Below are 14561 nucleotides of genomic sequence, written 5' to 3' on the forward strand. Positions count from 1 at the left end.
AGATCGACCTCGACGCACCGCCTGCCGACGCCCCCGACGCCTGCCTGCGCCTGCACCTGCTCTCGCACCGCTATGTGGTGCCGAACTCGATCAACCTCGATGGCTTGTTCGGTGTGCTGCAGAACGTGGTCTGGACGTCGGAAGGCCCCTGCGCGCCAGAGAGTTTCGAGGAGGTGCGGCTCGCGCTGCTCGCGAGCGCGCACGGCCGCCCGATCAGCGTGCACGGTGTGGACAAGTTCCCGCGGATGACCGACTACGTCATCCCCACCGGCGTGCGGATCGCCGACGCCGACCGTGTGCGCCTCGGCGCCCACCTCGCCGAGGGCACCACCGTGATGCACGAGGGCTTCGTCAACTACAACGCCGGCACGCTCGGCGCCTCGATGGTGGAGGGGCGGATCAGCCAGGGCGTGGTGGTCGGCGCCGGCAGCGACATCGGCGGCGGCGCCTCGATCATGGGCACGCTCTCCGGCGGCGGCAGCCACCGCGTGTCGATCGGCACCGGCTGCCTGCTCGGCGCCAACGCCGGCATCGGGATCTCGCTGGGAGACGACTGCGTGGTCGAGGCCGGCCTGTACGTGACCGCCGGCACCAAGGTGACGATCCGCACCGCGGCCGAGCCGCACCAGCGGATCGTCAGCGCGCGCGAGCTGTCCGGGGCGAACAACCTGCTGTTCCGCCGCAACTCCACCAGCGGTGTGGTCGAGGCGATCGAGCGCAGCGGCTCCGGCGTCACCCTCAACGCCGCTCTGCACGCGCAATGAGCAGGCGCCGCGGCCGGCGTGTGCTGGGCGCCTTGCTGGCGTTCGTGCTGCTGCTGGCCGTGGCTGTCACCGGGGTGTTCCTGCTGCTGCGCGGCATCGGCACGGATCGCCCGTGGTCGTCGGCCTGCACCGCGACGGTGGACGGCACCTCCGCGACCCTCTCCCCCGAGCAGGCAGCCAACGCGGCGCTGATCGCGGTGATCGGCGTGGAGCGAGGGCTGCCGGCGCGCGCCGTGACGATCGGCCTCGCCACCGCGATGCAGGAGTCCCGGCTGGAGAACATCGACTACGGCGACCGTGACTCGGTCGGCCTGTTCCAGCAGCGCCCCTCGCAGGGCTGGGGCACAGTCGAAGAGATCATGGACCCGGTCTACTCGACCAACGCCTTCTACGACGTGCTCGTCACGATCGAGGGCTACGAGAGCATGGAGATCACCGAGGCCGCGCAGGCCGTGCAACGCTCCGGCTTCCCCGATGCCTACGCCCAGCACGAGACGATGGCGCGCACCTTCGCCTCCGCGCTCACGGGCTGGTCCCCCGCCGCACTCACCTGCCGACTGGACGTCGAGACCGAGGCGAGCTACGCCGTCGTCGATCTCCTGGCCCGGGACCTGGACTCGGCGAGTGCCGAGACCGCCGACGGCGTGACTCACCTTCGCCTCGACGGTGACCCCGACCGGTCGGGCTGGGTCCTCGCCCATTGGGCCGTGGCGACGGCGGAGCTCACCGGGGTGCAGGAGGTCGCCGTGGGTGATCTGGTCTGGTCACGCGCCGACGGCCGCGACGCAGCCTGGACCGAGGCCGGTTCCCCCGCCGAGCCCGGCACGGTCTCGGTCTCGGTCGCCCTCCCCTGACCCGATTTCACTGACGAAACGCGACGGCGCCGACTTCACTGACCAAACGTCACCGAACCGACTTCACTGACGAAACGTGAAGTGACGGATCGTCAGTGAAATCGGGGTTGTGACGGATCGTCAGTGAAATCGGGGTTCGGAGTTCGGGGGTTCGGGGTGCGGTGGGTCAGCGCTGGTCGAGCGGGACGTAGGCGCGCTCGGGGGCGCCGGTGTAGACCTGGCGAGGGCGGCCGATCTTGGTGCTCTTGTCGGTGATCATCTCGCGGTACTGCGCGATCCAGCCGGGGAGCCGGCCGAGCGCGAACAGCGGGGTGAACATCTGGGTGGGGAAGCCCATCGCCTTGTAGATCAGGCCGGTGTAGAAGTCGACGTTCGGGTAGAGCTTGCGCTCCACGAAGTAGTCGTCGGAGAGGGCGATCTCCTCGAGACGCATCGCGATGTCGAGCAGCGGGTCGGACTTGCCGAGCTTCTCGAGCACGCCGTGCGCGTACTTCTTGACGATCGCGGCGCGCGGGTCGTAGTTCTTGTAGACCCGGTGGCCGAAGCCCATGAGGCGGACGCCGGCCTCCTTGTTCTTCACCTTGGTCATGAAGGTGTCGACGTCGTCGTCGGAGCCGTGGATCTCGTTGAGCATCTTCAGCACGGCCTCGTTGGCACCACCGTGCGAGGGGCCCGAAAGCGCGCCGATACCGGCGGAGACCGAGGCAAACAGGTTCGCCTGCGCCGATCCGACGATGCGCACCGTGGAGGTGGAGCAGTTCTGCTCGTGGTCCGCGTGCAGGATCAGCAGCATGTCGAGCGCCTCGACCAGGTCCGCCTCGGGCGTGTGGTCCTGGTACGGCAGGCCGAACGTCATCTTGAGGAAGTCCTCGACGTAGCCCATGTTGCTGTCCGGGTAGAGCTGCGGCATGCCCTTGGCGCGCTTGGCGATGTTCGCGATCATCGTGGGCATCTTCGCCAGCAGCAGCACGGCGGCGAGGTCGAGCTGTTCGGCGTCGAACGGGTCGAGCGTGTGCTCGTAGTAGGTAGCGAGACCCGCGATGCCCGCCTGCAGCACCGACATCGGGTGCGCGCTGAGCGGGAACGCGGTGAAGAACTTCTGGAAGTTCTCGTGGAGCAACGAGTGCTTCTTGACGCGGGCGGCGAACGCATCGAGCTCGCCACCGGAGGGGAGCTCGCCGTAGATCAGCAGGTAGGCCACCTCAAGGAAGTTCGATCCCTCGGCGAGCTGGTCGATCGGGTACCCGCGGTAGCGCAGGATCCCTGCGTCGCCATCGATGTAGGTGACCTGCGACTCGCAGTTCGCGGTGTTCATGAACCCCGGATCCAGCGTGACGAGGCCGGTGTCCTTGAGGAGGTTCGGGATCAGCACCCCGTCGTTGCCCTCCACGGCTTCCACGCGGGGGAAGGAGAGTTCCTTCCCGTCCACGCTGAACGTGGCAGGACTGAGAGTGGCGTCCGACATGGAAGACCCTTCGAGATGAGGCGCTGGTCAGCCCGGCTACTCTATCTCGCTCGCGAGAGCCTCCCGCCCGGGCTCCGCGGGCCCTCAGTCTCACTCTTCGGGACAATCAATGCTCGAAGGTTGTCATGGGGCCGAGTTGACCGTACCTTTGCTGCAGATTCGCGCGAGGTGACCCGATCCGGCACCGACCGCAGCGAGAGCTTCACCGTGGCAGCGCTCGTCCCGAACCCGTGGCTCGCGGGATGACGAACGGCAGGACCACATGGACCTCAGGCGAGCGACCCTCCACAACCCGGACACCGAGTACAGCGACTGCGGCGTGGGATTCATCACGCGCAAGGACGGCCGCCCCACCCACGACGTGATCCTCAAGGGCGACGAGGCACTGTGCGCCATCCCCCACCGCGGCGGCCGGTCCTCGGAGGGCGTGGGCGACGGCGCAGGCGTGAGCGTGGACCTGTCGGTGGAGTTCTTCTCCGCGATCACGGGCGAAGCGCTCGAGGCCGGCCGCTTCGGCGTCGGCAACTTCTTCATGCCCACCGACGAGAGCGCGTGGCCCGCAGCCCGGGAGCTGGTGGACGCCACGCTCGCCCAAGTGGGAGTCCAGGTGCTCACCGTGCGCGACGTGCCGGTCGACCACGAGGTGATTCGCCGGATCTCACGTTCCTACCAGCTGCCCGTGGTGCAGTGGGTCTTCCGCGCCCCGCCCGGATGGGATCGCGCCGACCTCGACCGGGCAGCCAACGACGCCCTGCTCCGCATCGAGTCCGCGGCCTTCTCCGATCAGGAGCTCGACGGCCTGTACCCGCTCTCGCTGAGCGCGCGCACGCAGGTCCTCAAGGGTCGCCTCAACTCCGGTGAGGTGATCAGCTACTTCACCGACCTGGTCGACGATCGGCACTCGGTGCGGACCCTGTACTTCCACACCCGGTTCTCCACGAACACCGAGCCGCACCCCAGCATGGCGCAGCCGTTCCGCATGATGGCGCACAACGGCGAGCTCAACACCGACCGCAAGAACCGGCTCTCCGACGAGGCGCTCGCCACCTCGCGGCAGCGCAGCATCGTGCGCCCACCCGGTCAGTCGGACTCCAGCCGCCTCGATCAGACCCTGCAGAGTCGAGTGTTCGACGACGGACTGGGACTCCTCGAGGCCGTCGTCTCCTTGATGCCTCCGGCCTGGGAGAACGACCGGACGCTCCCCGCCACGGTGCGCGACATGCTCGAGTACTTCTCGTTGTACGAGGAGAAGAACGACGGCCCGGCCGCGCTGATCTTCAGCGACGGCGACATCGTGGGTGCCCGCCTGGACCGACTCGGGCTGCGGCCGCTGCGCACGATCGAGACCGACACCTACCTGATGGTCTCCTCCGAGGCCGGGCAGGTGGACTTCCCGGCTCAGGAGGTCACCCACCGCGGCCGGATCGAGGCCGGCGGGATGCTGTATCTGGACCACCGCACCGGCGTGATCCACCGCACGGCCGAGGCCTTGAACGTGCTGGCCGAGCGCCGCGACTTCGGTGCGCTGCTGCAGCGGGCCCGCGTGAACCTCGCGGATCTGGACGTCGGTCGCCTCGAGCGAGGCGCCACCACGTTGGGGTACGACGGCGATCTGCCGCTCGCTGCCCGGTACGTCGCCTACTCGCTCAATTCCGAGAGCTTCCGGTTCATGATGGACCCGATGCTCGCCTCGGGCGCCGAGCGGATCTCGGCGATGGGGTACGGCAACGCGATCAACGCGCTCTCGGACACCGAGGGCGGCATGGCGAAGTACTTCTCGCAGCGGTTCGCGCAGGTCACCAACCCCTCGCTGGACAGCATCCGCGAAGCCGATGGTATGAGCACGCATGTGGCACTCGGCGCCAAGCCCGGCAGCGGCACCGACATGACGCAGATCGTGGTGCCCTCCCCCATCCTCGGGCACCTGGAGATGCTGCGGCTGCGTGAGCAGCAGGTCACGCCGCTGCAGCGGTTCGACATGCTGTACGCGCCGGCGCCGGGCGACGCCGAGGCCAACGCCGCCGCGATGCGCGCCGCGCTGTCCACGCTGTGCGACGAAGTGGAGGCGTTCGCGCTGACCTCGGGCGGGATCGCCGTGGTCAGCGACCGCTCGATCTCCCGCACCCGCGCGCCGCTGCCGCTGCCGCTGGCCCTCGCGGCCGTCAACCGGCGGCTGATCGAGACCGGGCTGCGGCTGCGGGTCTCGATCGTGGCCGAGAGCGGCCAGCTGCCGTCCTCGCACCACATCGCCGTCGCGCTCGGATTCGGCGCCTCGGCGGTCTACAGCATCGCGGCGCGGTTGCGGGCCGAGCAGAAGTACCCGGCGCCGCCCGCACCGGCGGAGACCGTGACCGAGACCGATCTCGCGGTGGAGAAGTACCGCAAGGCGGCCTTGAAGTCCCTGGCGAAGACCATGGGACGCGTCGGCCTGTGCACGGTGGAGAGCTACATCGGCGGCGAGTTCTTCGAGCCGAACTATCTCGACACCCGCGACGACGTGCTCGCCCAGTGCTTCCCGCACATGGACGCCCCCGTGGGTGGCGTGGGCTTCGCGCGCATCGCCTCCGCCACCACGGCGTGGCACACGCGCGCCCTCGACGTCACCGAGGAGAGCCAGATCCCGCTGCTGGGCCTGTTCAAGGAGCGCGCCGAGGGCGCCGGGCACTCCTACGGCACCGTGGTGGTGCGCGGCTTCGGCGAGATGACCGAGGAGAAGGTCGGGTTCGCGCCCGAGGACAGCGACCCCGCGCTGCGGCTGCAGACCCTGCGCGGCCTCGACGATGCGTTCGGGCTGACCGACGAGGCGTACCAGCACACCGGCTACGACGCGCTGACCGACGATGAGATCGATGCCTTCACGATCACCCCGGGCTACCGCGACTTCGTGGCGGACACCCGCGCCGAGCGCGCACGCCGACCCTCCGCGCTGCGCGACGTCCTCACCTTCCCCGCGGACGTCACCGGGCTGCGCACAGCCGCCGAGTTCGCGGCCGAGCTCGACCGGTTCGCGCTCGAGGGCAACGCGAGCGTGCTGGTCCGCGGCCTGGAGATCAACGAGACCGAGCGGATCACGCCCGAGGCGAGCACCGCCGTCGGGCAGGACGAAGCCACGGGGACCTTCACGCTGTGGTTCACCGATGTCTCGGGTCCGCAGCCCGCACGATACGAGGCGCTGGTGCGCGCGTTCGTGGGCACGTACCCGCACGAGGTTCACGGTCACGAGATCGCCGGTGGCGAGCTGACCGTCACCGTCTCGGGACGCACGGCGCGGTTCCTGCGGCTGCTGCGCCCCGCACCGGCGGAACTGCCTCTGGAGCAGGTGCAGGCCGCCCACGAGATCACCCGCACGCTCACCTCGGGTGCGATGAGCCACGGGGCGCTGGTGGCGAGCGCGCACGAGGCCGTCGCGCACGGCACGAACATGGCCGGCGGGCTGTCGAACTGCGGTGAGGGCGGCGAGCACATCACGCGCTACGGCACGATCCGTGGCTCCCGCATCAAGCAGTTCGCCTCGGGCCGGTTCGGCATCTGGGCCGGCTACCTCGCCGACCCGATGCTGCAAGAGCTCGAGATCAAGATCGGGCAGGGCGCCAAGCCCGGCGAGGGTGGGCAGCTGCCTGCGCCGAAGGTGACCGTGGAGATCGCGGCAGCGCGAGGCGGCACCCCCGGCGTCGAGCTCGTCTCTCCCCCGCCGCACCACGACACCTACTCGATCGAGGACCTCGCGCAGCTGATCCACGACTGCAAGGCGGCCCGGGTGCGAGTGATCGTCAAGCTGGTCTCCTCGGAGGGGATCGGCACGATCGCCGTGGGCGTGGCCAAGGCGGGCGCCGACGTCATCAACGTGGCCGGCAACACCGGCGGTACCGGTGCGGCGCCGGTCACCAGCCTCAAGTACGCCGGCCGCTCCGCCGAGATCGGCGTGGCGGAGGTGCACCAGGCGCTGACCGCCAACGGGCTGCGGCAGAAGGTCACGTTGCGTTGCTCCGGCGCGCACCAGACTGGGCGTGACGTGGTGATCTCCGCGCTGCTGGGGGCGGACTCGTTCGAGTTCGGCACCACCGCGCTGATGATGCTCAAGTGCGTGATGGCCAAGAACTGCAACATCAAGTGCCCTGCGGGTCTCACCACGAACCCCGAGGCGTTCGACGGCGACCCGCGCGCTCTCGCGCAGTTCCTCCTCAACGTGGCTCACGACGTGCGGGAGCTGCTCTCCCGGCTCGGGCTGTCCTCGCTGCGGGAGGCACGTGGTCGTGGCGATCTGCTGCAGCTGCTGGAGCACCCGGCCGCCGTGGGCAAGCTCGACGTGCGCCGGATGCTCGCGCCGGTGGCCGAGAAGGTCGTGGACGACCCGATCTACCTCGAGAAGGACTTCGCGGTCGACGACGCTCTGATTGAGCAGCTCCGCGCCGCCCTCGTGGACGGGCGCCGCGAGCAGGTGGTGCTCGACGCCGGGCGCTTGCACAACCCCAACAAGACCGTGGGCGGTCAGGTCGCGATCGACGTCGAACGGCTGCTCAACTACGAGCTCGACGCCGACACGCTCGCCGCGATGCCCGCGGTGGCCGGCGACGAGCGGGGGCGTCACTACCTGCTCCCCGACTCGGCCCAGGTGACCTCGACCGGCTCAGCCGGGCAGTCGTTCGGAGCGTTCTGCAACGACGGCCTCTCGCTGATCCACACCGGCACGGCGAACGACGGCGTGGGCAAGTCCGCCGGCGGCGGCCAGATCGTGGTCCGCACCCCGGGCGGCGGCAGCCCGTTGCCTGGCGGCAACGTGCTGATCGGCAACTTCGCGCTGTTCGGGGCGACCGGGGGCCGCCTGTTCGTGCAGGGTGAGGCCGGCGACCGGTTCGCCGTGCGGAACTCGGGCGCGACGGCGGTGGTCGAGGGCGTGGGCGAGTTCGGTTGTGAGTACATGACCAACGGTGCCGTGCTCAACCTCGGCGGCGCCGGCAAGGGACTCGGCAACGGCATGAGCGGCGGGTTCGTGTACCAGTACGACCCGGATGGCTCGGTCGCCGCCCGGGTGAGCGAGGACTCGCTGCTGATGCTGCCGCTGACCGACTCCGAGCACGGACCGTTCCACGAGCTCGCGGTCCGCACCATGCTCGAGTGGCACCTCGAGGCCACCGGCTCGGCGCTGGCCGGGCGGCTGCTGCAGGACTGGTCGCGCACCCGGGAGCACATGGTCATCGGGATGCCCCGTGCGCTGCTGCTCTACCAGGACGCCGACGCGATCGCGGCGAACAAGCCTCGCAAGGAGCTGCTCGAGGAGCTCGGCACCGCGATCGCCGCTGACAAGCTCCGTGACTACAAGGAGCACTACCGCGACGGCCAGGCGGTCGCGGGCGGGCGGGTCCCGGTCATCGGGGGCACCGACGTCAGCGACATGTACGGGCTGCTGAGCGCCTACACGGTGCTGAGCGCGGCGCAGGAGGTGGCACTGGACCGCGTGTCCGGTGCGACCGCGATCGACGACCCCCGCGTGGTCGAGGCCGCACGGAAGCTGGTGCTGACCGAGGACTTCTTCGTGATGCAGCGGCTCGTCAAGTACGTGCGGAACCAGCTCGAGGTGTTCGAGGACCACGAGCTCGCCACGCTGGTGGCCGGCAAGCGGCTCGACGACTACCGCCGCTCGCTGCAGCTGCGCAACGTGCGCGGTATCGACGCGCCGGGCACCTACGGCTGGATCCTGTACCAGCAGCGCAAGAACGACCGCCGCTCCCGTACGGCGCGGTTCGACGAGATGCTGGCGCGCGCCGCCCTGGGCGACCTCGCCACGCTCGCTGCCGACCTCACCTCGGAGGTGGTGGTGCCATGACCAGCACACTCTTCATCCCCACCGACGCCCCGTTCAGCACCGCGCAGCAGAGCTGGCTCGGAGGCTTCCTGGCCGGCCTCGCCTCGGCGCACCGGGACGTCCCTGCCGGGCCGGCGGCCTCGCTCACGGTCACGGTGCTCTACGGCAGCCAGACCGGCAACTGCGAGCTGTTGGCGGAAGACTTCGCGGCAGCAGCGATCGGGGCCGGGGTGGCTGCGAACGTGCAGCCGCTCGACGCCGCCACGCCTGAGACGCTCACGGAGGTCGGCCACCTGCTGATCATCACCTCGACCTACGGCGAGGGCGAGATGCCCGACAACGCCGAGCTGTTCTGGGACGCGATCAGCGACGAGAACGCCCCGCGGCTGGAGTCGCTCCAGTTCAGCGTGCTCGGACTGGGCGACACCGGCTACGACAACTTCTGCGAGGCCGGCAAGCTGCTCGACATGCGCCTGGAGCAGCTCGGGGCACAGCGGCTGGCGCCGCGCGTGGACTGCGACGTCTCGTACGAGGACGAGGCCGCCGCCTGGATCTCGACCGCCGTCGAGGCGTTGGCCAAGCAAGCCCCGGCAGGGGCGAGCGGGTCCCCCGCGGCCCAGGCTCCGCCGTCGAAGGCTCGCTCGAAGTGGAACCGCAAGAACCCCTACGCGGCCGGCCTGGTCGAGAACCGGGTGCTCTCCGGCGCGGGCAGCGCGAAGGAGATCCGGCACTACGAGCTCGCTCTCGGCGACTCCGGCATCGAGTACGCCGCGGGCGATGCGCTGGCGGTGATGCCGCGCAACGATCCGACGTTGATCGAGCTGCTGCTCGATCAGCTGGGGCACGGCCCTGACACCGAGGTGGCCGGCGCCGCTCTCGCCGACGCGCTGCAGCACACATGGGAGATCCGGACGCCGTCGAAGGACCTGATCGGTGCTCTCGCCGAGCGGAACCCTAGCGGCGAGCTCGCGGCGCTCGTTCAGCGCGAGGACCGCGAGCCGCTCGAGAACTGGCTCTACGGCAAAGACACGCTCGACCTGCTCGAGCTCAACCCCTCGCACGACTTCGGCGTGGACGAGCTTGAGGCACTGTTCCGGCCGCTGCAGCACCGCGCCTACTCGATATCTTCGAGCCCGCTCGCGAGCCCCGACCGGATCCACCTCACGGTCGCCTCCGTGCGACACGGGGCGGACCGCGTCCATGGCGGGGTCTGCTCGACGTTCCTCGCCGACCGGGTGCGGGCTGATGAGGCGGCCGGGATCTTCCTGCAGCCGAATCAGGCGTTCCGCCTGCCCGACGACGGCGACGTCCCGGTGATCATGATCGGTCCCGGTACCGGGGTGGCCCCGTTCCGGGCGTTCCTGCAGGAACGCGCCGCGACCGGTGCACGGGGGCGCAACTGGCTGTTCTTCGGCGACCAGCACGAGGCGAGCGACTTCATCTACGCCGACGAGCTCCGCGCCCACGCCGACGCCGGCCTGCTCACCCGTCTCGACCTCGCGTTCTCCCGCGACCAGGCCGAGAAGATCTACGTGCAGACGCGCATGCGCGAGCAGGGTGCCGAGCTCTACGCGTGGCTCGAGGAGGGTGCGCACCTGTACGTGTGCGGAGACGCGACGCGGATGGCGAAGGACGTCGACGCCGCGCTGGTCGAGATCGTCGCGGCCCAGATCGGTGGCGCGGACAGAGCAACGGCGGCCGCCGAGTACGTCAACGACCTCAAGCGCGCCAAGCGCTACGTCCGCGACGTCTACTAACTTTCAACGCTGATCCGGCACCACACCGCTTTCAACGCTGATCCGGCACCATCCTCCCGTGCCGGATCGGCGTTGAAAGTCCTCCCCTGCCGGATCAGCGTTGAAAGCGGTCAGGGGGTGAGGCGGGAGGCGGCGGCGGCGATGCGGTCGTCGGGGGCGGTGAGGGCGAACCGCACGTGGTGCTCGCTGCCCGGGCCGTAGAACTCCCCCGCACCGGCGAGGATGCCGAGGTCCGCGAGCCGGTCGAGGGCGGCCCAGCAGTCGGCGCCGTCAAGCGATCGCGCCCACAGGTATAGCCCGGCCTCGGAGTGGTCGATCGCGAACCCTGCGGCCAGGAGCGCGGGCAGCAAGGTCTCGCGGCGGCGGCGGTAGGTCTCGCGCTGGGCGGCCACGTGTGCGTCGTCGCCGAGCGCGGCGGCCATCGCCGCCTGCACCGGGGCGGGCAGCATCAGACCGAGGTGGCGGCGCATGAGGATGATGCGCGCCATCAGCTCCTCGTCGCCCGCGAGCAGGCCGGCCCTGTATCCGGCGAGGTTCGACTGCTTCGAGAGCGAGTACGCCGCCAGCAGCCCGCTGTGCGACGACCCGGCGACGCGGGGATCGAGAACGCACGGGACGCCGTCGGAGGCCCACGGCTCCTCCCAGGCCAGCGCGGCGTAGCACTCGCCGCTCGCCACCCCGGCCCCGCGGCCGCGCGCGGCCTCGACCACCGAACGCAACCGCTCGATCGAGGCCACGGCGCCGGTCGGGTTTCCCGGCGAGTTCACCCAGACGAGACGTACCCGCGCATCGTCGGCCCAGGCCGCGACGTCGTCGGTCGCCAGCACCTCGGCACCGGCGGCACGGGCGCCGACCTCGTACGTGGGGTACGCCGACTCGGGGACCACCACCACGTCGCCAGGCCCCACGCCGAGCAGCGACGGCAGCAGCCCCCCCCCCTCCTTAGAGCCGATCGTGGCCATCACGCCCGCAGTGCTCAGGCCGGCCACGCCGCGGCGGCGGGTGAACCAGTCGACCATCGCCTCACGCAGCACCGGTGTGCCCACCACCGTGGGGTAGCCCGGCGCGTCAGCAGCGCCGGCGAGCGCCTCCTGCACCGCGGCCGGCGTCGGGTCGACCGGCGTGCCGATCGAGAGGTCCACCAGACCGTCGGGGTGCTGCCGCGCGCGCTCGGCGTACGGTGCCAGCTTGTCCCACGGGTAGTCCTCGGTGATCGCGACGAAGCCCATGTGAACCCGCGATTATTCGCCCTGCGGCGGCAGCGCAGCGACGATCGGGTGGTCCTTGGGGATCAGACCCATCTTGGCCGCTCCTCCGGGCGACCCGAGGTCGCTGAAGAAGTCGACGTTCGCGGTGTAGAACTGCGCCCATTCCTCGGGGGTGTCGTCCTCGTAGTAGATCGCCTCGACGGGGCAGACGGGCTCACAAGCGCCGCAGTCGACACATTCGTCGGGGTGGATGTAGAGCGAGCGTTCACCCTCGTAGATGCAGTCGACGGGGCACTCGTCGATGCAGGCCTTGTCCTTGACATCGACACACGGCAGGGCGATCACGTACGTCACAGGTTGCTCTCTCCTCACGCTCCCCGCCGAGTCCGGCGGCCGGGCGGGTCTCAGGTCTGCCCCTAGTATCGCAGGCATGACGTTCTGGCGAGCCTGGGAGCCCGGTATGCGCGTCGTCGTGAGATATCGCAACGACGAGGGCAGCTTCTCCGACGCCGTGGGCGAACTGGTGCTGGTCGACGACAACGGTGTGGAAGTCGCCACCAAGCACGGCCCCGTGGCCGTGGCCGCCGCCGATATCGCACTCGGCAAGCGGGTGCCGCCGGCTCCGATTCGGCGCCGCTGAGGCTCAGTCGTCCTCGTCCTCATCGTCGCCCTCCGACGGCGGGGCACCGCACACCACCGTGTTCCACGGCGAGTACGTCCAGGAGTAGCCTCCGGAGTACTCGCTGTCCTCGCCGTTGCGGGCCACGGTGCGGCTGATGTCGATCGTGAACCCGGACGCCCCTCCCGACTCGGGCTGGCAGTTGTCGTTCTGGTTGTAGACCGTGCGTGCGGAGGTGTAGGCGTACTTGTCGCTCGAGCGGACCTCCACGTCCCAGTACTCCGTGCTCCACAACCGGACGTGGACGTGGCCGTCGTCGCCCACCCACGCCTGCACCAGCACCCCGTAGGGCGTGTTGTTGCCCCACTTCATGTCGAGCGACGGCGCGAACATCGTCGCCTCGCGACCGGCGGGGTACCGCTCGAACCAGCGCGAGTGGGGCTTGTGCTCGATGTCCTCCATGCCGGCCTCGTAGGCGGCGTTGAAGGTGGTGGTCGAGACCTGCGAGAGGCCGCCACCCATCGCATCGGTGACGAACCCACCATCGACCACGTGCGAGCTCACGTATCCGTTCGCCGCAGTGATCGGGCCGAGCGCCTCGATGAGCGAGAACACCTCGCCCGGCTTGATCAGCGTGCCGCTGATGTGCGCGGTGCCGTTGATGAGGTTCTGCGTGCGGGTCGGGTCATAGGGGTACGGGGTCGAGTACTCCCCCACGATCTCCTCGACGCCGAGCTCCTCGGCATCGGCGGTGGTGAATTCGGGCTCGGCGTCGGCGAGCTCCGCCGCGGCGACGCGCTCGTCACCGGTCTTGACGGCGGCGTCGGCCACCACGCCGGCCAGCTGCTCCGGGTCGAGCCCCGTGCCAGTGACCGCCGGGATGATCGTGGGCTCGCCACCCTCCAGCACGATCTGCGCGTCCTTGGGCGTCTCACCGACCGATTCGACGTTGTCGGTGATGTAGTCCGCCAGGACCTCGCCGTCGATCACCAGCGACGCCGTGGCGCCGGCCATGTCCAGCGACGCCGCTTCGGAGAGGATCTCGGGTCCGAGGCTGGTCTCGTCGTCATTGAGCTGCACGGTCACGGGGCTTGACAGCAGCGGCTCCACGATGTCGGTCATCGTCGCGTCGATCGCGGCGTCGTCGATCGTGGGCGTGGTGGTCTCGGAGGGCAGCTCGAACGGCCGCTGGCCGGTGAGCCACTGCGATGCCACGAGCTCGGCGGCTGCGGGGACGTCGAGCGCGATCCCGTCCGCGGGCTCGGTGGTGACCGTGCCCTCCCCGCCGGCGATCTCGATCACGCCGTCGATCGGAGCCACGTCGAGGTCGTTCGAGGCGTCCTGCAGGGCACTGGTGAGTGCGTCGTCGTCGATCTCGACGACCGGCTCACGTGCGCCGAGCCCGAAGAGGTGACCGAAGACCACCTGCGGGTCGAGCGTGAAACCGGTGATCTGCCCGACCGTCGCGGTGGCGTCGAACGCCAGTCCGGCCTCGACCGGGTCGAGACTCGACGACGTCTCGCCCATCTCGATCGGGATCGGCCCGCTGACGACGTCGGAGAGTCGCGTCTCGAGGGTGTCGACCGCCTCGGAGGCGGTCTGTCCCGAGATGTCGACCCCGGCGACCGTGGTGCTCTGCGGCACCTTGTCGCCGAGGTACCAGGCGGCACCGACGTACGCTCCGGCGAGCACCACCACTCCGATGCCCACGCCGAGTGCGATCTTGCGTCCGCGGCGTCGCTTCTTCTGGGGTGGCACGGGATCCGACTCCTCGAGCTCGGCCTCCGCTGTCTCGCCCGCGGCCGTCTCGGCGGGCTCGCGCACCGCGGTGGCCTCAGGGTCGGGCTCAGGCTCACGCACCTGGGTCGCGTCGGGGTCGGCCTCGGTCGGCGCAGCCTCCTCGGGCGCGCGAACCTCGGTCTGGTCGGGGTCCGCGGAGGTGGCGTCGTCGCCGCCGGGTGCCGACTGCGCGGGCGTCACCCCGGTGTCCTTCACGGATCGGCGAAAGATCATGGTCCTCGAAGCTTCTCTGCAAGACCACCGGTCGTGGCCCCCCTAGCAGGTGATTCTAACGGTGCCACCGGCCGCAGC

At 69.9% G+C, this 14561-nt stretch carries 9 protein-coding genes; 5 read left to right on the forward strand and 4 right to left on the reverse strand.

Going from position 1 to position 14561, the window contains the following annotated elements; genetic code table 11:
* Nucleotides 1–764 (forward strand): DapH/DapD/GlmU-related protein (locus ACOJSN_RS10855; protein ID WP_420112515.1); only part of this gene is annotated, 764 nt, incomplete at its 5' end.
* Nucleotides 761–1618: a hypothetical protein gene (locus ACOJSN_RS10860; RefSeq protein WP_420112516.1), complete on the forward strand. Its 858-nt coding sequence runs from the start codon at nt 761–763 to the stop codon at nt 1616–1618. The genes ACOJSN_RS10855 and ACOJSN_RS10860, both read left to right, overlap by 4 nt.
* A 166-nt stretch (nt 1619–1784) precedes the next feature.
* On the opposite strand, the gene ACOJSN_RS10865 is transcribed toward ACOJSN_RS10860, so the two are convergent.
* Nucleotides 1785–3083 (reverse strand): citrate synthase, encoded by a 1299-nt coding sequence (locus ACOJSN_RS10865; protein ID WP_420112517.1) that lies wholly within the window; start codon nt 3081–3083, stop codon nt 1785–1787.
* A gap of 262 nt (nt 3084–3345) precedes the next feature.
* Between ACOJSN_RS10865 and ACOJSN_RS10870 the strand changes: the two genes are divergently transcribed.
* Together ACOJSN_RS10870 and ACOJSN_RS10875 are read left to right on the forward strand one after the other, a co-directional pair.
* Complete coding sequence (locus ACOJSN_RS10870) at nt 3346–8907, forward strand: glutamate synthase-related protein (protein ID WP_420112518.1); 5562 nt, start codon at nt 3346–3348, stop codon at nt 8905–8907.
* Nucleotides 8904–10643: a diflavin oxidoreductase gene (locus tag ACOJSN_RS10875; RefSeq protein ID WP_420112519.1), complete on the forward strand. Its 1740-nt coding sequence runs from the start codon at nt 8904–8906 to the stop codon at nt 10641–10643. The genes ACOJSN_RS10870 and ACOJSN_RS10875 overlap by 4 nt, the downstream gene beginning before the upstream one ends.
* Nucleotides 10644–10753: 110 nt before the next feature.
* Here the strand turns inward: ACOJSN_RS10875 and dapC are convergent, their stop codons facing one another.
* Complete coding sequence (dapC, locus tag ACOJSN_RS10880) at nt 10754–11872, reverse strand: succinyldiaminopimelate transaminase (protein WP_420112520.1); 1119 nt, start codon at nt 11870–11872, stop codon at nt 10754–10756.
* A gap of 12 nt (nt 11873–11884) precedes the next feature.
* Nucleotides 11885–12205, reverse strand: coding sequence for a ferredoxin (gene fdxA, locus ACOJSN_RS10885; RefSeq protein ID WP_420112521.1), 321 nt, complete (start codon nt 12203–12205; stop codon nt 11885–11887).
* A gap of 76 nt (nt 12206–12281) precedes the next feature.
* On the opposite strand from fdxA, the gene ACOJSN_RS10890 reads away from it, so the two are divergent.
* Nucleotides 12282–12491, forward strand: coding sequence for a hypothetical protein (locus ACOJSN_RS10890; protein WP_420112522.1), 210 nt, complete (start codon nt 12282–12284; stop codon nt 12489–12491).
* Nucleotides 12492–12494: 3 nt separating this feature from the next.
* Here ACOJSN_RS10890 and ACOJSN_RS10895 read toward each other — a convergent pair whose 3' ends face one another.
* Complete coding sequence (locus ACOJSN_RS10895) at nt 12495–14483, reverse strand: VanW family protein (protein ID WP_420112523.1); 1989 nt, start codon at nt 14481–14483, stop codon at nt 12495–12497.
* Nucleotides 14484–14561: the final 78 nt, after the last annotated feature.

It is taken from the genome of Pseudactinotalea sp. (assembly GCF_048594945.1).
Taxonomy (GTDB): Bacteria; Actinomycetota; Actinomycetes; order Actinomycetales; family Beutenbergiaceae; genus Pseudactinotalea.